This window comes from Vibrio variabilis (assembly GCF_003263785.1).
In the GTDB taxonomy this organism is placed as follows: domain Bacteria; phylum Pseudomonadota; class Gammaproteobacteria; order Enterobacterales; family Vibrionaceae; genus Vibrio; species Vibrio variabilis.
Genome location: NZ_JYJK01000093.1, coordinates 1 through 25,294, shown reverse-complemented (window position 1 = coordinate 25,294; position 25,294 = coordinate 1). Strand labels below are relative to the sequence as shown.

The window sequence follows — 25,294 nt, the reverse complement described above, 5'->3', positions numbered from 1 at the left end:
ATAGTGCGCTCTTTAATGATGATCGTTTGATGTCGCAAGTTTCGCCAATTCTTCTGGCGTATTGAGGTTCACAAAACACTCGGGACTGTCTGAGAAGTCGACATAGTCGGTGTGGCACTCTTTATAGAGCAAGATAATTTTGCGATCGCCACGTTCCAAAAAGGCTTCTAGTTTTGGAAGCACTCGCTTATGAAACATAGTGAATACGGGTTGATGAAAATCTCCGTCGTGAGCCACTAGGATGTCGGATTGCTCAGTCACGGATTGGCAGAATCGCTCGACGACCGCAGCATCAATAAATGGACTGTCACAAGGTACAAAACCAACCCAATCTGAATTTGAATCTTTCAGTCCGGCATGTATGCCACCCAAAGGTCCGGGATAATCAGGATACGAGTCGCTGATAACCGGTGCGTATTGTTGATAACGCTCTTGGTTTCGGTTGGCATTAATAGTGATGTCATCGGTTTGCGCGCTAAGGCGTTCAATCACATGTTCAATAAGTGGCCTGCCGTTGAACTCAATTAACCCTTTGTCATTGCCTCCCATGCGAGAAGCTTGTCCACCAGCAAGAATAACCCAACTAGTCTGAGTTGGATGCAACATAAATACTCTCTTTATCTTTCTGTTTTTTATCGATGATCTGAAGCAGCGGTGATTCTATCAAGGTGCAGTCTTTAATCCACCATTGTTTTCGACACAAGCGCGTAAGGGCGTTGGTCTGATGGCTGGTCACCACGATGCTTGAACCGTGTTCTAATAGGTCTTGCGCCATAAAAACTAAGCGCTCAATGGACTCTTGATCGAGAGAGGCGCTAGGTTCATCCATCAACAATATAGACGGTTTTAATACCCACGCCCTTGCCATCGCAACTCGCTGTTTTTCGCCGCCAGACAATACTGATACATGCTCATCCGCTAGCGTCTCTAAACCAACAAGTCGCAGCGCGGAAATGACTGCGGCGCGCTTATCGTGAATATCGATGCGTTTGTGTTTGATACCATAGACAACATTTTGATAGACAGTGCCATCAAACAAGTAAGGTGATTGATGAAGATAGATGACGTCTTTACGGCCTGAACCACTGAATAGCCGTGAAACAATAGAATGACTACGAGGCTCAATCTTGCCAGAAGTGGGCTTGAGAAGCCCTGCTAAAATTTTAAGTAGTGTTGTTTTACCAACGCCGTTGTCACCTTTTAGGTACACCGCTTCATTAGGACCAATCGTGAGGCTGGGAATATGAAAAAGAACACGATCTTTAAACCGCATCGAAACCTGCTTTGCTTTTAGTTGTATTGTCATTGTTATCCCTTAAGCAGTGTCTTGGATTAATTATAGTTTGAGTGTCAAAAACTGACGTTTTTCCTGAGAGGCAAACTCAGGCTTGTCTAGGTATAAACTGTCTAGGTTCGAAGTACGCCTTTACCTCGCATCGAAGACAGTAGGAAGTTGAGTACTAGAGCCAACACGAGGAGGACGATGCCAAGAGCGACACCTTGAGCAAATGCGCCTTTATGACTTTCCATCGCGATAGCCGTAGGGATGTTTCTTGTGAGTCCCATAATATTACCGCCTACCATCATTGAGCAGCCCACTTCGGTCACAATGCGTGAAAATCCGGCAACGACCGCTGCCATCAGTGGAAAACGCGACTCCCAAATCAAGGTCATGAGGGTGCGAGTACGTGATACGCCCAGCGTGACGGAGGTTTCAAGTGCACGTTTGTCGGTACTTTGCAGCGCGCCGTGCATCATAGAGACCAACACAGGGAAACAAATTAAGATCTGTCCAACGATCATGGCTCGCTGCGTAAACAGCATTTCCCAATCACCCAGTGGTCCTGAACGAGATAGCAGCATATATAACAGCAGACCGATCACCACCGTTGGGATGGCTTGCATGGTATTAACAAGAGATAACAAAAACCACTTACCCGGAAAATTGGTGTAAGCCAAAAAGTAAGAGGCGATAATCGCTGGCAGCACGACTAGAGAGACCGCAGAGATGGATACACTGAACGAGACAGCCACAATGCGCCACAGGTCTCTGTCTAGGCTAAATAGGAGCTTAGCGCCTCCATTGTTGTTTCGGTAATGCTCATTAACTGTTGTTTTTCTCAGCATCAGCGACAAACAGTTGTTCGCCCATTTTGCGGTAGTTATTGATCATCGATTGTCCCTTTTCTGATACCAGCCAATCGCTGAGTGCGCGAGCACCTTTAGTATTGAGAGTAGGGTAACGCTCCGGGTTGACCACGATGACCTGGTAAGGGTTGAACAATTGCTTATCACCTTGGAAAAGGACGGTTAAATCAAGTTTAGCTTGATAAGCAAGCCAGGTGCCACGGTCGGTCATGGTGTAGCCTTGCATTTCTGACGCCATATTGAGTGTTGGCCCCATTCCTTGGCCTACAGAGCGATAGCCGCCAAAGTCAGGTTCAATCTTGGTTTGCTTCCAAATCTGCAGCTCTTTCTTGTGTGTGCCTGAATCATCACCGCGTGAAATGAAAATCGAATTGGTTTTGGCAATATGATCAAAGACTTCTTCAATGCTTTTTTGGTCGTGAATGTCTGCTGGATCTTTCTCTGGACCCACAATGACAAAATCGTTGTACATGACGCTGCGAGGTTCAATGCCAAAGCCAGATTCGACAAAGCTCGCTTCTGCTTTGGGAGCGTGGGTCATGACGACATCCACGTCGCCATTTTCACCCATTTTGAGTGATTTTCCGGTACCCGCCGCGATGATATCCACTTGGTAACCGGTCTCTTGGGTAAATTCCGGCAATAGGTAGTCAAGTAGTCCTGAGTGATACGTACTCGTGGTGGTAGCGAGGCGGACTCGGGATTGTTCGCCATTGTCTGCATAAGCCGAAACAGACAGTGTTGCCATCGATACTGCAGTCACTATTAATTGAGGAGCCTTCAAACGAGAGGCAATTGATAGAGAGGTGGTCATAGTATTGTCCATTGTTGTTTTTATCGTAAAACCATGTGCTCTTTACGAGCTCTATCCTTAAGCAAAGACAATGCCACAATTTCCATAGGAAAAAAGAGGCAAAGTGCGACATTTTGCTAAAAATTTCATAGGGTAAACTACAATTAATTTGAGCTGGGACAAAATGTCGCACTTTTACTCATGATGTTTTGCAATAGATTGGTACACTCTGTCTCAAATAGGAACAATAACAACGCTTTATGACTTTATTTCAAACCTCTGATGTCCCCAACCAACAATCTTCGCCTTATTTGGCTTTCTCGGTGCTTGTTGTCGATGATGAAGTTGGCATGCAAACCGTACTTAAAAAGGCGCTCAGTAAAGGCTTTGGCCACGTTGATACAGCGAATAGTGTAGAAGAAGCAGAAAGCCTTCGTATCCAGAATCACTATGATCTGATCATCCTTGATATCAATCTTCCTGGCCGCTCTGGTATTGAATGGAAAGAAGCGTTTAACGATCAAGAACGAAGAGCCGATGTGATATTTATGACGGGCTATGCGGACTTGGAAGTCGCAATCAGCGCGTTAAAGCTTGGCGCATCCGATTTTATTTTAAAGCCTTTCAATTTGGAGCAAATGCTACAGGCGGTTAAACGCTGTATGGACAAGCGTTTGACAGAAAGAATGAACTTGGCGCTTAGCCATGACATCAGCCGCCGTGTTAGCAAAGACTTAATTGGTAGCTCTGAGAAAACCAAGCAATTGAAGCAACTGATCACCCAATATGCGCCATCACGTGCGTCAGTATTGATTGAGGGGAATCGGGTACCGGTAAAGAGTTGGTGGCAAGAGGTATTCATAGTGCCAGTCAAAGACAAGGCCCTTTTGTCGCGGTGAACTGCGGTGCTTTAGCGCCGGAGCTATTGGAGAGTGAGCTCTTCGGGCATGCCGCAGGCGCTTTTACTGGCGCGAAGAAAAGCGAGAAGGTCTGTTTCGCGTGGCAAGCGGGGGACATTATTCCTTGATGAGATTGGAGAGATGCCATTAGCAATGCAGGCATCATTATTGAGGGTACTAGAGCAGCGCACTGTTAGACCCGTTGGTACCGAGAAAGAGATCAGTATTGATGTTCGCGTTGTTGCTGCAACTAACCGAAATCTGCGTGAGCAAGTGGCCAGCGGCGAGTTTCGTGAAGACCTTTTCTATCGATTGAATGTACTTAAGATAGATGTGCCAGCACTAAGACAGCGTCTTGCCGACCTATCCGATCTTGTGCCATTTTTTACTCGCCAATTGTCGAGAGAGCTGGGTGTTGTAGAGCCCAAATGGGCACATGAGGATATGCATGCGATGCAAGACTACGATTGGCCTGGCAACGTGCGAGAGCTTAAAAATATGTTAGAGCGCTGCATTTTGCTTAATAAACCGCCCGCTCACCATTTCAATGAAATGAAAGGTGGTACGGTGAATACATCCATCACTATGTCGGTTAACGATCTCACCACGATGCCAAATACCAGCGAAGTCGTTGAAGGCGATTTTGGTTATCCAAATTCTTGGTCATTAAAGGACGTTGAAAAGTCCCATATTCAGCAAGTGGTGGACTTCCACTCCGGTAATAAATCTGCAGCATCACGTGATCTTGGCGTTGCCCGTAAGACTTTGGAGCGTAAATACAAAGAGTGGGACGAGAGCGGGTTCGATGAATAGAGAAAATCGCTTTATCAGCAAGTGGCGTTATCGTATTACTTCGATGGTGCGATATCGCTTATTGTTTCTCACTTCAGCGCCAATATTTTTGACCTTGATTGCGTTGTTTGGCATCACTGCTTATTGGTCGGTGCATTACACTTGGCAAAGTGCATTGGTCGATGTGGGAGAGCGCCTTAACATCGTTGAAGACAAGATTGAAAGCTTGCAAACCCGACAGTACGACCATTTGGATGCGTTTGCTTCCTCTTATGAGTTTCGAACCCGTTTAGACCATCTACAAACCCATGATGAATTTGATTCTTGGGTCAGTTCTCAACGTGAGCGTTATAGCCTGGATTACTTGCGTTGGATACCTAAGCAACAAATCAGCAATCTAACCGATTATGCGCAGATGGCGACCCAAAAGAGCTTTTTCGATGTGCTGTCGCGTACGCAAGCCACCGCCATTGATCCTATGCTCTCTGACCATGCAGAAGTATGGCATCAAGCTAAGCATATCAATGAAACTCGCGCTCTTGTGAGTCGGACAGTGACTGCCGTGTATGACTTCAATAGCAAGTTACTTGGTTACCTCGATGGTGGCGTGCTGATGAACAATAATTTGGCGCTTGTCGATGAGATAAAGAGCACTATCTATTCTAGTCATAGCTACAAGGGCACGGTGACGCTGTTTCTTGATGACCTGCGGATCGCGACCAACGTATTTATGGAGGACTCCTACGAAGGAAGACGTGCGCTGGGTACGGTCGTGTCTGAGCAGGTTAGGGAGGCAGTATTAGAGCGCGGTGAGATTTGGATTGATAAAGCGTTTGTTTATGATTCTTGGTATATCGCTGGTTACAACCCCATTGTGGATTGGCATGGTAATACAGTGGGCATCACCTACACTGGGTACTTAGTCTGGCCTTTGATTAAAACCTATATCACTAACCTAGGCGAAGTCACCGCCATCATTTTGTCGCTATTACTGATTTCAGGGTTCATTGTGTATCGGGGGCAAGAGATCTCTTCCGACCGATTGAGCAAATTCATCGCGTTGTCAAAATGGTGCAGCTTGGCAAGGATGAGGAACGTATTGGTGAGCTGGGCTTGAACTCAAAGCACGAACTAAGTCAGCTCGCCACTCAGTTCGACAATATGCTCAATCAGCTTCAACATCGAAATGAACAAATCCAAGAAGCGGCTCATGAACTTGAGGCCAAGGTTCATTCTCGCACCGCTAGCCTCAAAGAGAAAACTGAGCAGCTAGAACTCCACATTCAACTTCTTAATCAAACTCGGGATAAACTCGTTATCAATGAGAAACTAGCAGCGTTAGGTGAACTGACCGCGGGTATTGCGCATGAGATAAATAACCCGACGGCGGTAATTCTAGGTAACGTGGAGCTGATTAAGTTTGAGCTTGGCTCCGACATCGATCGTGTCGAAGAGGAAGTCGATGCTATTTTGGCGCAGATTGACCGCATCAGAAATATCACAAGAAGCCTTTTACAATACAGTCGTCAGGGGGCGTTCAAGATGAAATCACCTGGCAACACGTGAATCCAATCGTAGATGAAAGCGTCACCTTAGTCCGCACTGGCTCGAAAAAGCGCGATGTTGAGTTTGTGGTGGATTTGCATGCCAAAACGCCAGTAGAGGTGAATCGTCATCAACTGCTGCAAATATTGGTCAACTTACAAATGAACGCTATCCACGCAATGAATGGCAAAGGGCGCTTAACAGTACTTACCGAAGATTGGATTGAAGGCAAAGAGAGCGTGGGCGCGTTGATTCACGTCATTGATGAGGGGTGCGGTATCTCTAAGCGTAATCTAAAGCGTATTTTTGACCCATTTTTTACCACAAAGCGTGACGGCACTGGGCTTGGTCTATCTGTTTCGCAAAGTATCTTGAGTCAAACCGGCGGTGAGATAAAGGTACAGTCAGTGGAAGGGGAAGGCAGTCAGTTTACTTTGTACCTACCGAATAAAACTGACCATCACCTGTTGGTGAGTGCATAAAGAAAACGCGAGGTAAGCCTCGCGTTTTTCATCTGTAGCAATAGGTTAATATGTGCTATCAATCTACTGCATACAAAAACTTACTGCATACAAATAGCAACGGTGCCAAGCACCATTACCGTAATTAGGGCATACCAAATTTTCTGAGACTTGGTATCAGCGACATTAACGCGAATGTAGTTAATCTCCTCGGTCGCCATGACTTCAAAATCACTGAAGCTCATGGTGAATTCTTTGCGCGCTTGGAAAATGTCATTTTGAAGTTTATTGAAGGTATTTTCGATAAACTGCTTCGCTTCACCGAGAGGCGCCGTTGTTAGAGAAAGCGCATCCCAGATGGCCATTCTAGATTCGAATTCGCGGTCGGTAACACGGTTTAGCATCATCAGGTCATGTTCACGCTTAAGGCGCTCTTTACCCAGTCTATCGACATTCATGTGTGATAACTTGTTCAAGTCAACTACTCCAAATTTTTATAACGACGCTGCATTCAAGGGTAATGAATGCAGCGTTACGTGCGTGGAATAGTAGGTAGCGCACTAATAGGTATCAACTTGATGTTTTTGTGAAAACGACAAATATTATTATTTTTAACTGGACCAGTTGGAACGTGAGCACCACGAGTCATTGCCACAAAGAGCGTGGCTTAGTTTTCCATTGACCGTTTTTTATTAGGTAAACCACCCATATTCCAACATTTGGTTATCAACATATTGCCTTGATAGTCCCCATTCACCCAGCAGGGAACGGTTGGGGTACCGCCTGTGTTGCCTCCTGCAAATGCAGTGCTCGATATGGTGAGCGCGAGTATACAAAACCACTTCATAACTGCCTCCTGAGATGGGTCTTTGTTCTCGACTTAACAGTACGCAGCGAAATTCCGTTTTAGCTGAAAGATAATCCTATCTCGTCCTGTCTACTTATGCTGGTACGTATTTAAAACAAGGAGAGACCATGCCACTATACAAACTGTTTGCTTCTCTATGTCTTTGGCTGATGTTGGCCACCAGTGCGTATGCTCTCGAGCCTGTTTATAGCGACTTTTTTGGTAAAGCGATTCGCGGCTATGATCCCGTGGCTTACTTTACCCAAGGCAAGCCTGTTAAAGGTGACGGTGATTACACCTATGAATGGAATGACGCGACCTGGTACTTCTCATCCAAGCAAAACCAAGACTTGTTCACTGCCAATCCAGACCGCTACGCACCCCAGTACGGTGGTTACTGCGCCTGGGCAGTGAGTAAAGGCTATACGGCAAAAATCGACCCTACTGCGTGGTATATACACCACGATAAGCTGTATCTTAATTACAGTAAGTCAGTGCAAAGTACCTGGCAGCAGGATATTCCAGGCAACATTGCCAGCGCCGATCAAAACTGGCCAAACCTTTTGAAGCAATAATTAAGTCAGTTTCTCTTACACTAGGAGTTCTAATGATTAACCATTCTTAACGGCTATCTGTGGCGGATGGATACCATGCTTTTGAAATTCGCTCATCACCCGAAGTGTGATGTCCGTTTCGAATAGCTTTTCATACGCGGTATCCACCACATAGGCTTTGCATGTTAGCTGGATCGCCAGATAGTTATCGGTAATGGTCTGTTTGACGAGCACGGTGACGGGTTTGGGTAGGTGAATATAACGACTCGATGACGCGGCTTCTTGGATTAAGTTACGTGCCAACACGATATCTTCATTCATTCCTACATAAAATGGAATCACAACCTGCATGTCAAGCGCGCCATAGTTACCACTGACGGTTACTTCGTTTAAGAACTTGTTGTTTGGGATGGTGATGATGTCATCATTTAGGGTTCGCATCCGAACGGAGCGCAGACCTATCGTCAAAATATCACCATAATTGCCTTCAAATGTGACGCGGTCACCAACCTGGAATGGCCTGTCTATCATCACGGTAAGTCCTGCAATAAACGATGCCGCGAGGTCTTTCATCGCAAAGCCGACAGATACGGCTAATGTCCCACCAATCAGGGCGAGAATGTGATCGTTAATCCGAAAACTGAGCATGAAAACGACAATGCCCGCGGTCATGTAAATAAAGAACTGTAGGAAGGATTGCAGCTTTTGCAGTAGCATTCGATATTGAACAAACTGACCGCCAATACTTTCTACCATAGAGTTCATGAACTTAATCAGCAGCCACGTCGCCATAACGATCAGGACACTCGCCAGCACACCCGACCAGCGAATGAGCGAGGCAAACTGAGTAATACTATCCACTGATGGGATCTCTTCACTTGCCCAAGTTAAGGATGCAACCAAAGCCAAAGGCAGCAAGAGTAAACGCTTTATTATCATTTTATTCCTCATTGAACTGCTTACTTAACCAGTAAGTGCTGTCGGTCTAATACGTTGGTGATATGTCGAAACCAATGGTCGGAAATCCTTGCCTTATCTTCGCGCCATTCAATATAGCCTCTGCTCTGGAAATACCTGAGAGAACCGATGACTTCAGAAATGGTGAGCTGTGTACAATCAGAAACATCTTCTGGTGATGCGGATTCGAGCTGGACGATGGAGCGCAATATAGCCAACATAGGTTTGGGCATTTTATCGAGCTCCTCTGATTCGGGAGCGTGGAATAGTCGCACCGAAACTTGTTCCGTTTCTTTGTTTCGATTCAATGAGAAACGGAAAAATCTTAGTGCTACCGTAGGATTACCGTCTGAGTAGTGCCATAAAATACGATAGAAGCCTTGTTTCGCGCGATCTTCTTCAGACTCACTGTCGTTGTCCCACTGTTTCGGTACGACAAGCCCTTCGAAACTTACTGAGTGGCTAACATTAGGATTAATGCGACTGTCGAGTAGTGCAGACATTTGCTCCTCGTTCCATCTTGGTAGAAAAGCGACCCAGTCGAACAGCAAACGTTCGCCACGCGCTCTATCGATAAAGCGCCAACTGGCTTTTTCGATAGAGAACACTGCTCGATGACTTTGTTTGGATCGGCGAAGTAGGTTAGTAAATCGAATTAAGTCGTTTAATCCTCCCACCTTTGGTTTCACCATTCGCTGACAGTTATCAATCGCGATTAAATAGTGAGTGTCACTCTTTCTCAGGTGGCTAAGAATTTTTACTTCGCTGGTTTCTTCTTCTAACCCCAAACTTACCGCCAAGTGCATCAGCAGATCGTTGTATCCGGAATTTGGGCAATTGATGTAAATCGGCTCTGCGTTTTTTAATTTGCTGAGAATTTGAGTAAGCAAGCGGGTAGCACCGATACCGCGCTCCCCGGTAACAATACAGATCGCTGGACTGTTGGTGAGCAGGTATTTGGAAAGTTGTTGTATTTCTTGTTTCGCGTAGTCGACCAGAGGGCTACTGTCATCACCGGGAAGAATATATTCAAACGCAGCATCACCTTTAATACGTACAAGGTTTTCGTCGGCGCTGTTGCCAGTTTGTTTAGCGACTTCAATCTTAAACAAATAGGTGAGAGCTTGGTTGAACATGGTGTACCGTGACAAAAAACCAATGAGACGGTTCTTCAAGTGATGCACAGCGATCCATAAAGTCGCAACAGCGGTGGCGATCCATCCAATAATGAATACGTCTTTTCTCGCCGCAGCCCATACAACAATAATAGGTTTTTCAGAGATCTTGTCTAACGATTCGAACACCACCTGTTTCCACATGATGATGACGCTAAGGGTGATGAGGGCAAACCAGAAAGAAAAGACACTGGTTATCCAGTAATAGATGGTGCCCTTGCCAAGTGTCTGCGAGGCAATTTGTAGAACCAGGCCAACAACAATAAAGCTCCACACATAGCGTCTAACCGTAGACAGCCTCAGTGCCGCCACGGTTTTATTGGTGGCGAGACTATTGCGCTGCACAAACTCAAGGATAAAGGAGATGGCAATAGATCCACCTAATATCCACCAAGTAAACAATTCGATGTAGTAAAGCTGTGAAAGCGCTTCGATACTGCTGAGTACTCGCAAAGAGACGGTAATGGCAATCAACCAAGCGATAGCTTTACTTGCACGCCCTAAATACCAGATCAAGCGCACCCATATAGGAGGCTTATTCATTGAGGTTGAGACATATGCCTTGAAATGCTCAAATAACCTGCGATGGTTGGCTAACCACCACATGAGTAGCGAATAGATGACAAAGACCTGCACGCCAACCCAAATGACGGGGACAGGGGAGATGAATATTTCTCTAATAAGGGTCTTGAGACTGCGAAGCTGAAAGAACAGGAAGTATTCTGCGTTGAGCTGAGTAATGCGCCACTCTTGTTTGAACTGTGTGACGCCATCAGGACCAAAGCCAGTTAATTGAGAGAAGGTCTTTTCTGAGGCCAGCTCCAATAAAGACTGTTTACTCAAACTTAAACTGTTTAAAGTCAAATAGTCACTTTGAACATCAAACCAATGGTCATCACTTGGCTCATCTTTGTAGACGGCGAGTGCTTCATTAAACTCAATGATGCTGCGATCTTGTTGATCTAAGGTGTAGGAGAGTAGGCGCCGCACTTTGTTGATGTCAGGGGCGTCATAAACATCGCTGTTGGGAGAGTCGAAATTTCTTGCTCCAAAGAGATCGCATCTTCTGACGCAGTGGGTAGCGCATCGTCTTGATAATCCCAGCGCGCGTGGCTTGGGAAGCTCAGCGTTATCACCATCAACCATAACCAGAATATCTGTTTTGTCATTGTCAGCTTCCCACCCGTAACTGATTGAGTCTTAGTGATTTGTTATTAGTGTAGTTTGACTCTTAGCGCTCTGCTCTGGAGAACAGAAAAAACGTCTGTTTTTATCCATGAAGCGGTTCTTACTTGCATCTCGGAGCAAGAGACTGTAGGGTTGCGCAGTTTTGTTCATTCACATAGGTAACGCTCGTGCTATCGACCGCAAATATCACTCAGCAGTTTGGTGCTAAACCACTGTTTGAAAACATCTCTATTAAGTTTGGCGAAGGCAACCGTTATGGCCTTATTGGCGCAAACGGCTGTGGTAAATCAACTTTCATGAAGATTTTGAGCGGCGAGCTGGAACCTACTAGCGGAAACGTCTCTTATGATCCGAACGAACGCGTAGCCAAGCTAAACCAGGATCAGTTCGCTTACGAAGAGTTCACAGTTGTTGACACTGTTATCATGGGTCACAAAGAACTTTGGGCAATCAAGCAAGAGCGTGACCGTATTTACTCGCTAGCAGAGATGAGCGAAGAAGACGGGATGAAAGTGGCTGATCTTGAAGTTCAATTTGCTGAACTTGATGGCTATATGGCAGAAGCGAAAGCTGGCGAGCTACTATTGGCAGTAGGTATTCCAGAAGAGCAGCACTTTGGCCTAATGAGCGAAGTGGCTCCAGGTTGGAAACTGCGTGTGCTTTTGGCTCAGGTACTTTTTGCTGACCCGCACATCATGCTGCTAGACGAACCAACCAACAACTTGGATATGGACACGATTCGTTGGCTAGAAGAAACACTAAACCAACGCAACTGCACCATGATCATCATCTCGCACGACCGTCACTTCCTAAACTCAGTGTGTACGCACATGGCTGACTTGGATTACGGTGAACTTCGTCTGTTCACAGGTAACTATGATGAATACATGGTTGCGGCTTCACAAGCACGTGAACGTCTATTGGCAGACAACGCGAAGAAGAAAGCGCAGATTGCTGAGCTAAACACCTTCGTAGCGCGTTTCTCTGCAAACGCATCGAAAGCGAAGCAAGCAACGTCTCGTGCTAAACAGATCGATAAGATTCAGCTAGAAGAAGTGAAACCTTCAAGCCGTCAAAACCCATTTATTCGTTTTGACCAAGAGAAAGAGCTATTCCGTAACGCACTTAACGTTGAAAACCTCAGCCAAGGCTTCGAGGAAGACTTGTTTTCTGACTTCAATGCAATCTTCGAAGTGGGTGAGCGTGTGGCTATCATCGGTGAAAACGGTGTGGGTAAAACAACTCTGCTAAACACACTGGCTGGTGTACTAGAGCCTCGCACGGGTGAGTACAAGTGGTCTGAAAACAGCAACATCGGTTACTACGCACAGGATCATGCTCATGACTTCGAAGAAGACATGAACCTGATGGACTGGATGGGTCAATGGCGTCAAGAGGGCGATGACGAGCAAGTTATCCGCAGTTTCCTAGGTCGTATGCTGTTTGGTCAGGACGACATTAAGAAGTCTGTAAAAGTATTATCAGGTGGTGAGCAAGGTCGTATGCTTCTTGGTAAGATCATGATGCATAAACCAAACATGCTACTGATGGACGAACCAACCAACCACATGGATATGGAGTCTATCGAATCGCTGAACAACGCTCTTGAGCAGTACAAAGGCACACTGCTCTTCGTATCGCACGACCGCGTGTTTGTAGACTCGCTAGCGACTCGTATTCTTGAGATCAAAGGCGGGAAGATTAATGACTTCCGCGGCACGTATGCTGAGTTCTTGAGATCGAAAGGTATTGATGGGTAATTGTTTAGATTGCTTTGATGGAAGCCTCGCGGATGCGGGGCTTTTTTGTATACCAAAATCACCCCACAACCACACCCCGAACCCAAACCATCAACAACAAATACGCAAACATCACCCAAACCAACACCGCCGACACCAACGTCCCCACGACCGACAAGTGATAGCTAAAAATAATACACCGCAATCAAATAAGCCGCATATGGCATGAGCGAATAAAGCCCAAACAAAGCTGTCATACGAAGCGCTTCCATATTGCGCTCCGTCGCGACGATGTAATGGGCGATCAAAGCAAAACTCGGAAACAGCGGAACCAGCCCCGCTATAAAGTAGTTCTTACTTTTAGATAGGATGGCAATCAGCATCACAGCCGCTGCGCCAATCAAACACTTGAGAAATAGAGCGACCATTTTTTCGGCTTACGCTAAGTTAAACAGCAGTTCATCGTCCGTCATATACTTATGCTTGCTGCCAAGATTACGCACATGCATAAACATAAAACTCGGGAATGCTGGGGCAAGTAGGTTGTTGGGTTCCCACAGTTCGCCACCAACGAATACGTATCGACCTTGTTTTTCCTCATTGTGATGGGGGTTGTTTATCTCGGTAGAGAGTTCTGCGCGCACGCCTTCAATCACACAAACGACTTGTCCTTTGGCAACACCAACGACGCGTGTTACTAGGTTCGCTTTCATGCCGCATTTCCACGCTTGGCGCGTAGCCATTCAAATCCGAGTTTACGGACACCTTTATGAACATTGACGATAAGATTCATGCTGACTCTGCAATGGTGAGTATTTCGTCACAGAGTAATGTGAATGCTTGGGTGAGACGAGTGAGGCCAAGGGGGATTTTCTTATTGGATGGTAATCTGATTAAAAAAGCCTCCAAAACTAGGAGGCTGTTTATCTCAATCCATTGGTACAAAGCTTAGCTGTTACCTTTCACATCAAAATCGACTTTTTCACCGCCAGTAAAGACTTGGAAGCGCAGGCCTTTAGCGCGTGCGATAGTCGTAATCCCAAACTGTTTGGCGAGATCGAGCCCCATTTGAGTCACACCAGAGCGAGAAAGCAGCACTGGAATACCCATTTGTGCTACTTTGATCACCATCTCCGAGGTTAATCGACCCGTCGTATAGAAGATTTTGTCATCGCCCGTTTCTTCATTGATCCACATTTCACCCGCAAGAGTGTCGACCGCGTTGTGACGACCTACATCTTCAACAAACGATAAGACCTCGTCACCTTTACAAATCGCGCAGCCATGAACAGCACCGGCTTTTTTGTAAGTGTCGTTGTAATGGGTCAAGGCTTCGAGCGTCGCGTAAATCTGAGACTGCTTGAGTGGTGTTTGGGGCACTTGATAGCCTTCAAGTTGCTTCATAACGTTGCCATACATGGTGCCTTGACCGCAGCCTGAGGTAACGGTTTTCTTCTTCAAAGCTTCTTCAAGGAAGTCGGTATTTTCTTTGGTGATGACGGCCGCTGAATGCGTCTCCCAGTCGATAATTAATGATTCAATGGCAGCAGGATCAGACAGAAAACCTTGGTTCTTTAAGTAGCCTAATACGAGAGAGTCAGGCCGTGAGCCGAGCGTCATCAATGTCACGATCTCTTTCCAGTTCAGCATGACAGTAAGAGGGCGTTCGCAGGCGATTTGCTTGGTCAACTTTTCACCATATTCGTCGTACACGTCGACTTCGATGGTTTGAAGGGGATTTTCGCTTGTTCTAATAATGTTGGGTTTAACCACGCGTATATCCTTTTGGTCTGGCAGTAGCACTTGGCTATTGGCTTGATATTTGCTTAGTTTTCACTAATGCTTAAACGATTATTACCAATAAAGTTTTGGCGCGCAAATAACTTACGCTAATTTAGGGATATGAAATGCAGTCAGAAACTCCTGAATCCATTCCTAACCATTCTTCTACTTTTGATGCTCAGCTTATTGAAAAAAACGAGCATCAATGGCCGATACAAATCGACTTGTCTGTTGTTGAAAAGCAAGTAGGACGCTGGACAAGCACCCAGCGCGAGCTTGAAGGCTTTCAATTAGAAGTCACGGATAGCAGCAAACCTCATGCCATCTTAGAGCTCTATCGAGATGAGCGCACCGACTATCGTTTTAACCTTAGTTCCCAGAATCCAATGCTATTCGTTGTGCTTGATAGTCACGATGAACTTAGTCTTAAGCCGATTGTAGTGACAGCGTCACAGGCCGTGGCTGGTTCATTTATGGACGGTGACTACTTGGTGCTATCTAAGCCCATTCCATTGCCCATTCAAGCGTGGATGGAAGCGTTCATCGGTCGGCATGGTGAACTGCTCGAAGTAAGACGGAAAAAACGCAAAGGCGCGGGGCGTTCAAGTGGCAAATAGTTTTCTATCACGTTGGTCTCAGCGTAAATTAGAGGAGCAGACTGAGCCAGAAATCTTGCCTGTTGACGGTGAGCAAACAGAGATCTCAGGCGCGGAAGATAATGTTGAACTGGATGCACCAACAGACTCGCTGGAATCAGAGCCTGGGGTTGAAGCCGAGACAGAAACCACCGTCGATACAGAAGAAGGCGAGCTTTCTATATCGCAACTGCTTGCTAATACTGAAGTGGATAAAGCGGTTAAAAAAGCCGCGCTTAGAAAGCTGTTTATGCAGCCTGAGTTCAATGTCGTCGATGGATTGAATGATTATGACCATGACTACTCAGCCGTTAAACCCCTCGCTACAGAAGTAGCGGAGACGCTTAGGGGCTGGGTAAAAGAGATTGATGAGAAGTTGGAAACTAGAGAAGAGTCTCAGGAACCAACGGCACTGGCATCGAGTGATACCGAGCATAGCACCAAAGGTGTTGAGTCCGACGCTAGTGAGTCTGCTACGAGCGCGTCTGTGGAAAGCTCTAGAACAGAGCACCAAACCAAATCGGACGATGAAACGACTTCTGAGATAAATCCTGACACCAAGCCAACCTAACAAGCTGATATTGAGACAAAATTTACCACATAGAAAGTAGGTACATTTTGTCTCATTTTTGTTTCTCAATGAGTGAGACAAAATGTCTCACGCGACAAATAGCCTCAAATATCCAAGGGAAAAGAGAGGTAATGTATTAATAAATAGGGTGTTTTTATCGTATTTATAGTTGGAACAGTAATTGCTAACCAGTGTAATTGGTTCATATAAAACCAAAAAACGGAGCGCAAAGACTCCAACACTGGAAACAAGCGATGATAAAACAACTATTACAACAAGCGACATCTAAAAACGGACGCGCGCGAAGCTTTGCTTTTGAAAACACCGTTGAGTTATCAAACTTAATACCACCAACGGTGAGTTATGAAAGCCACGGTGACACGTTAATCGTTGGGCCTACGGCAATTATTACCAGCACCGCAGAACAGTTGACGACGATGCATTCAGTCACACTACTGTCAACTGACGGTGAGCCTTCTGAGCATAGTAACCTCTACTATGCTGATAGCATCGAAATCACGGGATTCTTAGGTACTTTTAGCGTTCACATCCAAAATAAACACACGCACAGCAATTTAGCGGAAGTGTCTATCGGTCGAGACTGTTTCGACATTGTTTTGGATCACTCTCTTAACGGCTGTATGTCTGAAGAAGTGCCTGTACCTGGTTACTACCCAGTTGGTCGTGGTTACCCAACCCTGGCCGATGCACTGGAAGAAATTCCGGGCTTAATGGGGACGTTCGACAAACCAAAGTATTTTCGACTCGATACCGATTTGTGTGCCCACAGTTCACGAGGTGTAAAGGGTTGTGAGCGCTGTGTAGACGCTTGTCCTGCTGGAGCGCTTAGCAGCGAAGGCAACGACAAAATCGGTCACAAGATCGAAATCAATCCTTACCTTTGCCAAGGCGTCGGCACATGCGCGACGGCATGTCCTACGGAGGCTATTCACTACGCGCTTCCAACACCACAAGAAACTCAAAAGTTCATTGAACGTACGCTGGCAAATTATCATCAGCAGGGTGGCGAGAATGCCATTGTACTGATCTGTAGCTCACGTCATGAGAGCTATAACGTGATGGCGCTGAAGGTATTGCCAGACAATGTGATTCCCGTCGTGGTCGAAGAGCTACCATCGGTAGGCATTGATACTTGGTTTGCTGCGTTGGCCAATGGCGCGACTCAAGTCATATTTGCTGCAAGTCGTCATATGCCGGAAACCATTCAATCGGTTCTCAATAGTGAAGTCGGCATGGCGCAACAGCTACTTGAAAACCTAGTTTAGCACGTGAAACCATCGACATCTTGTACCTTGAGTCATTGCGCGAAGGGTTGCCGACATTAGTTGATCTCGACCTTGGACTTCGTATTGGCGATGTTGAAGGCAACAAACGTCAAAGACTGTTCCACTCATTGGATGTGCTGTCCGCTAAACAAAGCGTGACCGACACCATTCAGCCACTGCCCACGACCGCACCGTATGGCACCGTTCACTGTGATACCGATAAATGTACCTTGTGTATGGGCTGTGTTGCCGTTTGTCCAACGAAGGCGCTCTATAACAAAGGGGATAGACCCGCCCTAGACTTTGTAGAGCAAGATTGTGTTCAGTGCGGAATGTGTGAAAAAGCGTGTCCAGAATCTGCGTTATCCCTGACTCAACAAATTAATTGGGATAAAGAAGCACGCACTAAAGTCGTCGCGCTGCATGAAGAGAAAGCGGCGGAATGCTTAAGCTGTGGTAAGCCATTTGCACCGCAATCGATGATTACCATGCTGCAAGATAAGTTACGTGGTCACTCTCACTTCGACAATGAAGCGGCACTGCGTCGTATTGCGATGTGTGAAGATTGTCGAGTCGTGGACATGTTTGAAAACATGGCTGAAAACCCAGAACAACAACTTAAATACTAGGAAAGTATGTCAATGGATAACGATAACAATCAGCTAAGAAGTGACATCTACCTACTCATTTCAACGCTATGTCGCGGTGCGCCTGAGCGTGAGTTGCTTGATTTTCTTTCAACGTTAGAGATCGAGTCCGGCATCAATCAAATGACCAGTGCATGGCAAGGGTTAGCTGAAGCCGCAAAAGTCGCCGAAGTCAGTGCACTTGAGGACGAGTATCAAGATTTGTTCATTGGTGTCGGCAAAGGCGAGGTGATTCCTTTTGCTTCTTGCACTTGACGGGATCTCTGATGGATAAGCCGCTGGCGGCACTTCGTCAGGATCTTAATCACCTTGGCCTAGAGCGTGAAGAATCCGTCAAAGAGCCAGAAGATCATATTTCAGCCGTGTGCGAAGTGTTAGCACACTTGATTGACCAACAGAAAGAGCAAGAAGCGAAGGCCTTCTTTAATCATCATCTTTCCCCTTGGTACACAGATTTGTGCCGTCAGATTGAAGCTGCACCGAGTGGTCAGTTTTATCCATCTGTTGCGGTACTGATGCAAGCATTTTTCGATGTAGAGCAGGTGAGCTATGCGCAAAACCCGGGCACTACGCAGACGAAAATGAAGATAGACGTAAAAAATATAACCACTAAGTAATGTCAGCTAACGAGAGATGCCATCACAAAGGATAGGTATCCACTCAGGGAGCAAACTATGAGTAAACAAACCAAACGTGACGATAAAAAGTGAATTTAACGAAAATCGTCGAAACCTACTAAAAGGCCTGACTACTGCGGCTGTCGCCGGCGCTGTAATTTCAGGTACTGCACACGCCACGACTAATACTGAGTTAGTTGAAGCCAAACCCGATAACGAGAAGAAAACCGGTTATCGTGAAACGCAGCACGTTAAAGACTATTACGACACACTGTAGGAGCAAAGCATGAAATTAACAAAACGCTCCGACAATGTGAGCAAAAATGAAAACAAGCTAGGCCTTAGCCGCCGTGCATTTATGCGTAACTCATCCATCGCTGCTGGTGGTTTGGCTGCGGGTGCTTATACGTTCGCACCAGGTATGATCAGAAAAGCACAGGCTGAATCGGTTCCTGTGGATGCAAAAACGGAAGTGAAACGCACCATCTGTTCTCACTGCTCAGTGGGTTGTGGCGTGTATGCTGAAGTTCAAAATGGTGTGTGGACTGGCCAAGAGCCTGCGTTTGACCACCCATTTAATGCGGGTGGTCACTGTGCGAAAGGCGCAGCTTTGCGTGAGCATGGTCATGGTGAACGTCGTCTTAAGTACCCAATGAAACTCGAAGGCGGTAAGTGGAAGAAGCTTAGCTGGGAAGATGCGATTGAGGAGATCGGTAACAAGGTTTTAGAGATCCGCAAAGAATCAGGTCCAGACTCTGTATACTGGCTGGGTAGTGCGAAGCACAGTAACGAACAAGCTTATATGTTCCGTAAAATGGCGTCTCTTTGGGGCACCAACAACGTCGACCACCAAGCTCGTATTTGTCACTCTACAACAGTATCTGGTGTTGCTAACACTTGGGGCTATGGTGCGATGACCAACTCGTTCAATGACATGCACAACTGTAAGTCGATGCTGTTCATTGGTTCAAACCCAGCAGAAGCACACCCGGTTGCGATGCAGCACATCCTGATCGCAAAAGAGAAAAACCGCTGTCAGATCGTTGTAGCCGATCCTCGTCGTACTCGAACTGCAGCAAAAGCCAATCATTACTGCTCGCTGCGACCAGGTTCGGATGTGGCGTTTATCTGGGGTCTTTTGTGGCATATCTTCGCTAACAAATGGGAAGATCAAGAGTTCATCCGCCAACGCGTTTACGGTATGGATGAGATCCGTGCTGAAGTGGCGAAATGGAATCCAGAAGAAGTGGAGCGCGTCACTGGCGTTAGCGAAGCCGATGTTTACAAAGCGGCGAAAATCCTTTCTGAAAACCGCCCTGGCAGTATCATTTGGTGTATGGGGGTACTCAGCACACCACAGGTAACAACAATACTCGCGCTTACTGTGTACTTGAGCTGGCGTTGGGTAATATTGGTAAGTCTGGTGGCGGTGCAAACATTTTCCGTGGTCATGACAACGTTCAAGGTGCAACGGACTTAGGCGTACTGTCCCACACACTACCTGGCTATTACGGTCTAGCAGACGGCTCTTGGAAGCACTGGGCGAAAGTGTGGGATCTTGACTATGAATGGGTGAAAGCGCGTTTTGACCAGAATGAATATCGTGGCAAGAAACCCATGAACAACATGGGCATTCCTGTGTCCCGCTGGATAGATGGTGTACTAGAAAATAAAGACAACATCGAGCAAAACGATAACATTCGCGCCATGTTCTACTGGGGGCATGCGGTTAACTCGCAAACGCGTGGCGTCGAAATGCAAAAAGCGATGCAGAAATTGGACATGATGGTCATTGTCGACCCATATCCAACGCACGCAGCGGTAATGAACAACCGTACTGACGGCGTATATCTACTGCCAGCGACAACTCAATTCGAAACTTACGGTTCGGTAACAGCTTCAAATCGCTCGCTTCAATGGCGAGACAAAATCGTTGAACCTTTGTTCGATTCAAAACCTGACCACGAGATCATGTACCTTCTTACTAAGAAGCTTGGTTTTGAGAAAGAGTTGTTTAAAAACATTAAAGTTGAGAACAACGAGCCAAATATCGAAGACATTACTCGCGAGTTCAATAAGGGCATGTGGACGATTGGTTACACGGGTCAAAGCCCAGAGCGTATCAAAGCGCACCAACAAAACTGGCATACGTTCCACAAGACTTCACTAGTAGCGGAAGGTGGCCCAATCAATGGTGAAACCTACGGTCTACCTTGGCCATGCTGGGGCACACCAGAGATGAAGCACCCGGGTACGCATATTCTCTATGATACATCTAAAGCGGTCGCTGACGGTGGCGGTAATTTCCGTGCTCGTTTCGGTGTTGAGTTCGAAGGCAATAGTCTGCTTGCTGAAGATAGCTACTCTTTGGGTTGTGAACTTGAAGATGGTTATCCAGAGTTTACAGACAAACTCATCAAGCAATTAGGTTGGTGGGATGACTTAACTGCAGAAGAAAAAGCAGCTGCAGAAGGTAAAAACTGGAAGACGGACTTATCTGGCGGTATTCAGCGCGTAGCCATTAAGCATGGCTGTATGCCTTTTGGTAATGCCAAAGCGCGTGCGATTGTTTGGACATTCCCAGACCGAGTGCCTTTGCACCGTGAGCCACTTTACACGCCAAGACGTGATCTAGTCGCAGATTACCCAACATGGGATGACAAAGAGTCGATCTACCGTCTTCCTACCATGTACAAATCCATTCAAGACAAAGACGTTTCCGGCGAGTATCCAATCGTTCTAACGTCAGGCCGATTGGTTGAGTACGAAGGTGGTGGTGAAGAAACGCGTTCTAACCCTTGGTTAGCTGAACTTCAACGTGAAATGTTTGTTGAGGTGAACCCGAAAGATGCTAACGACATTGGCTTCAAAGACGGTGACATGGTTTGGGTTGAAGGTGCAGAGAAAGGGCGAATTAAGGTGAAAGCAATGGTGACACCTCGTGTGAAACCGGGTCTGGCATTTATCCCATTCCACTTTGGCGGTAAGTTCCAAGGTGAAGACCTCACCAATAAGTATCCAGAGGGTACCGTGCCTTACGTCATCGGTGAAGCGGCTAACACGGCAACCACCTATGGTTATGACCCAGTGACTCAAATGCAGGAAACCAAAGTCACTCTCTGTAACATCAAGAAAGCGTAAGGAGTCACCTAATGGCTAATATGAAATTCCTATGTGACACCAAACGTTGTATTGAATGTAACGGCTGTGTCACGGCATGTAAAAACGAAAATGACGATGCGCTTCAATGGGGCATCCAGCGTCGTCGTGTAGTTACTTTGAACGATGGTCTTCCAGGCGAAAACTCGATCTCTGTGGCTTGTATGCACTGTACCGACGCGCCATGTATGGCGGTATGTCCTGCAGACTGTTTTGAGCGTACAGAAGATGGCATTGTACTTCACAACAAAGATCTCTGTATCGGTTGTGGCTACTGCTTGTTTGCGTGTCCGTTTGGTGCGCCTCAGTTCCCGAAACAAGCGGCATTTGGTGAACGCGGTAAAATGGATAAATGTACGTTCTGTGCTGGCGGTCCTGAAACTGAAGACAATTCAGAAGAAGAACGCGCTAAGTACGGTGCAAACCGTATTGCTGAAGGTAAGCTGCCAATGTGTGCTGAGCTTTGTTCAACCAAAGCGCTACTTGCAGGTGATGCAGCGAAAGTATCGGATATCTTCCGTCAACGTGTGGTTGAACGTGGTGCGAAAGATGCAGGTTGGACCGATGGTAACGATCTAGCTTACGATGCGACTAAAAGCTAATGGAGAGAGCGATGGCTATTTTGTCTAAACAACAAGGTTTGCTTGGCTCTGTCTTCCAATTACTGCTGTCAGTGTTGGCAGCAGTGGTTCTTGTGATGTCGTTTGGCGTTCATGCTGAAGAAAGTAAAAGCAATAAAGTTGTTCAAGGTGAGATGACACAGCTTGCTGGTGCTGACTATTGGCGCATGGTGAGAGAAGGTGTAGAGGGGACAACTACCTCTGCGTCTCCTGAACACGGTGTGTTGATCAGTACGCCTGGTGAAACGTGGTATATCTTGAAAGAAAAATGGATGTCTCCTGCGGGTGCCGTGGCCATTTTCGGCAGTATTACGCTTGTGATGCTCGCGTATTTCATTGGTGGTCCAATGAAGCTATCTGGCGCGAGAACAGGGCGTAAACTGCAAAGATGGAGCCGAATGGACAGAGCGCTTCACTGGAGTATGGCGTTTGTCTTCCTAACGCTTGCCTTTAGTGGACTGATGCTGGTCTACGGTAAGCACTTTATGAAGCCTTATGTGCCTACAGACTTATGGGGTTGGACCGTGTATTTGGCGAAGCAGTACCACAATTATATGGGGCCAATGTTCTTAGTGCTACTCGTTGCTTTACTGTTTAAGTGGTGGAGTAAATCCATTTTCACTAAGGTGGATGTACAGTGGTTTATGAAACTTGGCGGTATGGCAGGCAAGCACAAAGGCAGTCACCCCTCTGCTGGGTTTTCCAATGCGGGTGAGAAGGTTCTGTTTTGGATGTTGATCATTGTTGGTGCTGTTGTCGCCGCCAGTGGTCTTATTCTTGATTTCCCTATTTTTGGTCAAACACGTCGTGATATGGAATGGTCGAACCTAATTCATATGCTGGCGGCACTGATACTGATCTGTGGCTTCATTTTCCATATTTATATCGGTTTGTTCGGTATGGAAGGGGCGTTAGAAGGTATGGTGACGGGTGAAGTTGACGAAACGTGGGCGAAAGAGCATCACGATCTTTGGTATGAGGAAGTCAAACATGAGTTGGACAACCCCAAGCCAAAAGAAGAGTCCGTTTCATCTGGCGTTGATGGCAAGACGCGAAGCGATGTGAGCTAAAGGAGAGTACTAAGATATGCACCAACAACACAAAGGTATTTGGATAGCTTACATTCTTAGCCTCTTCACGCCTTTTACGTTATTAATCTCAGGCGTTATTGCTATTGTCTATGCGGGTTATCGTTTGGACAAAGGGGAGGATAGTGATGTGATTAACTCTCATTACTATGGGTTGATTAGAACTTTCTTTCTCAATCTAACCTTCTTTGTCGTGTTAATCGTCACCGTAGCAACCTCTAACGGCTTGCTCAAAGGTGTCACGCACTATTGGTATCAGGCAACGTGGCTCGACCAGATTGCTAACTTCATTCCTTATGTGGGTATGTTGTTTGCGTCAGTCGCAATTGTTGTTTGGATTATTCGTATGTTTGCTGGTATGAACAAACTGAAGCAAAACATACCAATGACGTTTGGTGAAAGTGCTGAGCCAATTAAGCATCTACCATAAAAATTAGTAGGTCTATCGAAAAGGAGTTGTAGCTAGCTACCACTCCTTTTTTATTAGCTGATAGATTTTCTGCAACATAATTGCAACTTATTAGTGCATTCCAAATTGGTGCATTTTCCCTCCAGTGGTGCAATAAAGGAACTCTACGTCGTAATTGTTCAAAATTAATGTCGTTGATACTTATTAATAATCAATGGCTTAAGTGGCGTTCTTTTATTTCTGTCAACTTGGAACGTTCTTTGCTCTAACTGTCGTTCAGCAAAAATTGCCCTCACCAAAATGGTGTAAGGAAGAACATGTGGCACGTTTTTGGTGCGTGTCATAACTAAACGATAAAGGAGTAATCGACTTATGACCCCCTCTGTAGAGCACGTACATGGTGCAGTACAAACACTCACTCAGAGTTCAGATACGCTTTTCTTACTACTGGGTGCCATTATGGTGTTCTTAATGCATGCTGGGTTTGCGTTTCTCGAAGTGGGGACGGTTAGGCATAAAAACCAAGTGAATGCGCTAGTGAAAATTTTGGCGGACTTTGGTGTTTCTGCGATTGCCTATTTCTTTATCGGCTATTGGGTTGCTTACGGCGGTACATTTTTCGCGGATGCGGAAACTTTGTCGCAAGGAAATGGCTATGAGCTCGTTAAGTTCTTCTTCTTGTTGACGTTCGCGGCCGCAATACCAGCCATTGTTTCTGGAGGTATTGCTGAACGCGCAAGGTTCTACCCTGTGTTGCTAGCGACATTTTTTACCGTAGGTATTGTCTACCCGCTGTTTGAAGGGATGATTTGGAATGGCAATTTCGGATTTCAAAGCCTTTTAGAGTCAGCCTTTGGCGTAGGTTTTCATGATTTTGCCGGTTCAGTGGTGGTTCATGGTGTTGGTGGATGGATTGCTTTAGTCGCAGTAATTTTCCTTGGCATGCGTAAAGGACGCATTCGCGCTGGTAAACACACCAACTTTGCGCCTTCTAATATTCCTTTTCTGGCTTTGGGTGCGTGGATCCTCAGTGTTGGCTGGTTTGGATTTAACGTGATGTCTGCGCAAACGCTCGAAGGCATTAGTGGTCTTGTTGCGATGAATTCACTAATGGCAATGGTAGGCGGCATTTTAGCTTCTCTGTTTGCGGGCAGAAATGACCCTGGTTTTATCCATAACGGACCGTTAGCGGGTTTAGTGGCGGTTTGTGCGGGTTCGGATTTGATGCATCCTATTGGTGCTCTAATTACTGGTGGTGTTGCCGGGGCACTGTTTGTTTGGGTATTCACCTATCTGCAGAACAAGACGCAAATTGATGATGTGTTGGGTGTGTGGCCGTTACACGGGCTCTGTGGCGCTTGGGGCGGTATTGCAGCAGGTAT

General features: G+C 46.2%; 18 protein-coding genes and 10 pseudogenes. 17 read left to right on the top strand and 11 right to left on the bottom strand.

The window, feature by feature from the left end; genetic code table 11:
• Nucleotides 1-12 precede the first annotated feature (12 nt).
• From mobA to TZ48_RS17380, 4 genes and pseudogenes are all read right to left on the bottom strand, one after another.
• Nucleotides 13-606: a molybdenum cofactor guanylyltransferase MobA gene (gene mobA, locus TZ48_RS17395; protein ID WP_112480086.1), complete on the bottom strand. Its 594-nt coding sequence runs from the start codon at nt 604-606 to the stop codon at nt 13-15.
• A complete protein-coding gene (locus TZ48_RS17390) occupies nt 584-1,306 on the bottom strand; it encodes an energy-coupling factor ABC transporter ATP-binding protein (RefSeq protein WP_112480085.1) in 723 nt (240 codons plus the stop codon). Before TZ48_RS17390 ends, mobA begins: the two co-directional genes overlap by 23 nt.
• 101 nt (nt 1,307-1,407) lie before the next feature.
• A pseudogene (locus tag TZ48_RS17385) lies at nt 1,408-2,105 on the bottom strand (ABC transporter permease).
• Nucleotides 2,105-2,896, bottom strand: a complete 792-nt coding sequence (locus TZ48_RS17380; protein WP_112480093.1) for an ABC transporter substrate-binding protein — start codon at nt 2,894-2,896, stop codon at nt 2,105-2,107. The pseudogene TZ48_RS17385 and the gene TZ48_RS17380 overlap by 1 nt, the downstream one beginning before the upstream one ends.
• 305 nt (nt 2,897-3,201) lie before the next feature.
• Between TZ48_RS17380 and TZ48_RS25930 the strand changes: the two genes are divergently transcribed.
• From TZ48_RS25930 to TZ48_RS17370, 4 genes and pseudogenes are all read left to right on the top strand, one after another.
• On the top strand, nt 3,202-3,840 hold the full coding sequence (locus TZ48_RS25930) for a sigma-54-dependent transcriptional regulator (protein ID WP_275426454.1): 639 nt from the start codon (nt 3,202-3,204) through the stop codon (nt 3,838-3,840).
• Nucleotides 3,786-4,308, top strand: a pseudogene (locus TZ48_RS26410) (sigma 54-interacting transcriptional regulator); the annotation flags it as partial. The gene TZ48_RS25930 and the pseudogene TZ48_RS26410, both read left to right, overlap by 55 nt.
• A 174-nt stretch (nt 4,309-4,482) precedes the next feature.
• Nucleotides 4,483-4,653 (top strand): annotated as a pseudogene (locus tag TZ48_RS26405) (helix-turn-helix domain-containing protein); the annotation flags it as partial.
• Nucleotides 4,646-6,659: pseudogene (locus TZ48_RS17370) on the top strand (sensor histidine kinase). The pseudogenes TZ48_RS26405 and TZ48_RS17370, both read left to right, overlap by 8 nt.
• An 80-nt stretch (nt 6,660-6,739) precedes the next feature.
• Here TZ48_RS17370 and TZ48_RS17365 read toward each other — a convergent pair.
• Together TZ48_RS17365 and TZ48_RS17360 are read right to left on the bottom strand one after the other, a co-directional pair.
• A complete protein-coding gene (locus TZ48_RS17365) occupies nt 6,740-7,114 on the bottom strand; it encodes a thiamine-phosphate diphosphorylase (RefSeq protein ID WP_239670940.1) in 375 nt (124 codons plus the stop codon).
• Between the two features lie 191 nt (nt 7,115-7,305).
• Entirely contained in the window at nt 7,306-7,485 is a 180-nt protein-coding gene (locus tag TZ48_RS17360; RefSeq protein WP_112480084.1) for a hypothetical protein, read from the bottom strand.
• A 170-nt stretch (nt 7,486-7,655) separates the two neighbouring features.
• On the opposite strand from TZ48_RS17360, the gene TZ48_RS17355 reads away from it, so the two are divergent.
• Nucleotides 7,656-8,060: a YHS domain-containing (seleno)protein gene (locus TZ48_RS17355; RefSeq protein WP_476723320.1), complete on the top strand. Its 405-nt coding sequence runs from the start codon at nt 7,656-7,658 to the stop codon at nt 8,058-8,060.
• 36 nt (nt 8,061-8,096) lie between these two features.
• Here TZ48_RS17355 and TZ48_RS17350 read toward each other — a convergent pair whose 3' ends face one another.
• Both TZ48_RS17350 and TZ48_RS17345 read right to left on the bottom strand, forming a co-directional pair.
• Nucleotides 8,097-8,972: a mechanosensitive ion channel family protein gene (locus tag TZ48_RS17350; RefSeq protein ID WP_239670942.1), complete on the bottom strand. Its 876-nt coding sequence runs from the start codon at nt 8,970-8,972 to the stop codon at nt 8,097-8,099.
• A 26-nt stretch (nt 8,973-8,998) separates the two neighbouring features.
• Nucleotides 8,999-11,340 (bottom strand): annotated as a pseudogene (locus TZ48_RS17345) (ATP-binding protein).
• Nucleotides 11,341-11,526: 186 nt separating this feature from the next.
• Here TZ48_RS17345 and TZ48_RS17340 point away from each other — a divergent pair.
• A complete protein-coding gene (locus TZ48_RS17340) occupies nt 11,527-13,119 on the top strand; it encodes an ABC-F family ATPase (protein WP_112480081.1) in 1,593 nt (530 codons plus the stop codon).
• Nucleotides 13,120-13,177: 58 nt separating this feature from the next.
• On the opposite strand, the pseudogene TZ48_RS17335 reads toward TZ48_RS17340, so the two are convergent.
• From TZ48_RS17335 to TZ48_RS17325, 3 genes and pseudogenes are all read right to left on the bottom strand, one after another.
• A pseudogene (locus TZ48_RS17335) lies at nt 13,178-13,526 on the bottom strand (GlpM family protein).
• Nucleotides 13,527-13,535: 9 nt separating this feature from the next.
• A pseudogene (locus TZ48_RS17330) lies at nt 13,536-13,891 on the bottom strand (acyl-CoA synthetase).
• Nucleotides 13,892-14,046: 155 nt separating this feature from the next.
• Nucleotides 14,047-14,871, bottom strand: a complete 825-nt coding sequence (locus tag TZ48_RS17325; RefSeq protein WP_112480080.1) for a formate dehydrogenase accessory sulfurtransferase FdhD — start codon at nt 14,869-14,871, stop codon at nt 14,047-14,049.
• 134 nt (nt 14,872-15,005) lie between these two features.
• Here TZ48_RS17325 and TZ48_RS17320 point away from each other — a divergent pair, with 134 nt between their 5' ends.
• The 11 genes and pseudogenes from TZ48_RS17320 to TZ48_RS17275 form a co-directional block, all read left to right on the top strand.
• The gene (locus TZ48_RS17320) at nt 15,006-15,497 is read left to right on the top strand and encodes a DUF3305 domain-containing protein (protein WP_112480079.1); all 492 of its coding nucleotides are present in this window, start codon (nt 15,006-15,008) and stop codon (nt 15,495-15,497) included.
• Nucleotides 15,487-16,086, top strand: coding sequence for a DUF3306 domain-containing protein (locus TZ48_RS17315; RefSeq protein ID WP_112480078.1), 600 nt, complete (start codon nt 15,487-15,489; stop codon nt 16,084-16,086). The genes TZ48_RS17320 and TZ48_RS17315 overlap by 11 nt, the downstream gene beginning before the upstream one ends.
• Nucleotides 16,087-16,340: 254 nt before the next feature.
• Nucleotides 16,341-18,001: pseudogene (locus TZ48_RS17310) on the top strand (4Fe-4S dicluster domain-containing protein).
• Between the two features lie 12 nt (nt 18,002-18,013).
• Nucleotides 18,014-18,636: pseudogene (locus TZ48_RS17305) on the top strand (TorD/DmsD family molecular chaperone).
• A 76-nt stretch (nt 18,637-18,712) separates the two neighbouring features.
• Entirely contained in the window at nt 18,713-18,913 is a 201-nt protein-coding gene (locus tag TZ48_RS17300) for a twin-arginine translocation signal domain-containing protein (protein WP_112480077.1), read from the top strand.
• Between the two features lie 9 nt (nt 18,914-18,922).
• Nucleotides 18,923-20,559 (top strand): annotated as a pseudogene (locus TZ48_RS26400) (molybdopterin-dependent oxidoreductase); the annotation flags it as partial.
• A gap of 48 nt (nt 20,560-20,607) precedes the next feature.
• Complete coding sequence (locus tag TZ48_RS26395; RefSeq protein WP_420822953.1) at nt 20,608-21,777, top strand: formate dehydrogenase subunit alpha; 1,170 nt, start codon at nt 20,608-20,610, stop codon at nt 21,775-21,777.
• Nucleotides 21,778-21,788: 11 nt separating this feature from the next.
• On the top strand, nt 21,789-22,397 hold the full coding sequence (fdh3B, locus tag TZ48_RS17290; protein ID WP_042501521.1) for a formate dehydrogenase FDH3 subunit beta: 609 nt from the start codon (nt 21,789-21,791) through the stop codon (nt 22,395-22,397).
• An 11-nt stretch (nt 22,398-22,408) separates the two neighbouring features.
• Nucleotides 22,409-23,485 carry a formate dehydrogenase subunit gamma gene (locus tag TZ48_RS17285; RefSeq protein ID WP_112480076.1) on the top strand — a complete coding sequence of 359 codons (1,077 nt, stop codon included), beginning with the start codon at nt 22,409-22,411 and terminating at the stop codon, nt 23,483-23,485.
• Nucleotides 23,486-23,501: 16 nt separating this feature from the next.
• On the top strand, nt 23,502-23,933 hold the full coding sequence (locus tag TZ48_RS17280; protein ID WP_112480075.1) for a hypothetical protein: 432 nt from the start codon (nt 23,502-23,504) through the stop codon (nt 23,931-23,933).
• A gap of 351 nt (nt 23,934-24,284) precedes the next feature.
• A partial coding sequence (locus TZ48_RS17275; RefSeq protein WP_112480074.1) for an ammonium transporter occupies nt 24,285-25,294 on the top strand: 1,010 nt, incomplete at its 3' end.

What these genes read in the sequence shown, in the direction of transcription:
- mobA (WP_112480086.1), bottom strand. Translation starts at nt 606, where the DNA reads ATGTTGCATCCAACTCAGACTAGTTGGGTTATTCTTGCTGGTGGACAA.
- TZ48_RS17390 (WP_112480085.1), bottom strand. Translation starts at nt 1,306, where the DNA reads ATGACAATACAACTAAAAGCAAAGCAGGTTTCGATGCGGTTTAAAGAT.
- TZ48_RS17380 (WP_112480093.1), bottom strand. Translation starts at nt 2,896, where the DNA reads ATGGCAACACTGTCTGTTTCGGCTTATGCAGACAATGGCGAACAATCC.
- TZ48_RS25930 (WP_275426454.1), top strand. Translation starts at nt 3,202, where the DNA reads ATGACTTTATTTCAAACCTCTGATGTCCCCAACCAACAATCTTCGCCT.
- TZ48_RS17360 (WP_112480084.1), bottom strand. Translation starts at nt 7,485, where the DNA reads ATGAAGTGGTTTTGTATACTCGCGCTCACCATATCGAGCACTGCATTT.
- TZ48_RS17355 (WP_476723320.1), top strand. Translation starts at nt 7,656, where the DNA reads ATGTTGGCCACCAGTGCGTATGCTCTCGAGCCTGTTTATAGCGACTTT.
- TZ48_RS17320 (WP_112480079.1), top strand. Translation starts at nt 15,006, where the DNA reads ATGCAGTCAGAAACTCCTGAATCCATTCCTAACCATTCTTCTACTTTT.
- TZ48_RS26395 (WP_420822953.1), top strand. Translation starts at nt 20,608, where the DNA reads ATGTACCTTCTTACTAAGAAGCTTGGTTTTGAGAAAGAGTTGTTTAAA.
- fdh3B (WP_042501521.1), top strand. Translation starts at nt 21,789, where the DNA reads ATGGCTAATATGAAATTCCTATGTGACACCAAACGTTGTATTGAATGT.
- TZ48_RS17285 (WP_112480076.1), top strand. Translation starts at nt 22,409, where the DNA reads ATGGCTATTTTGTCTAAACAACAAGGTTTGCTTGGCTCTGTCTTCCAA.
- TZ48_RS17280 (WP_112480075.1), top strand. Translation starts at nt 23,502, where the DNA reads ATGCACCAACAACACAAAGGTATTTGGATAGCTTACATTCTTAGCCTC.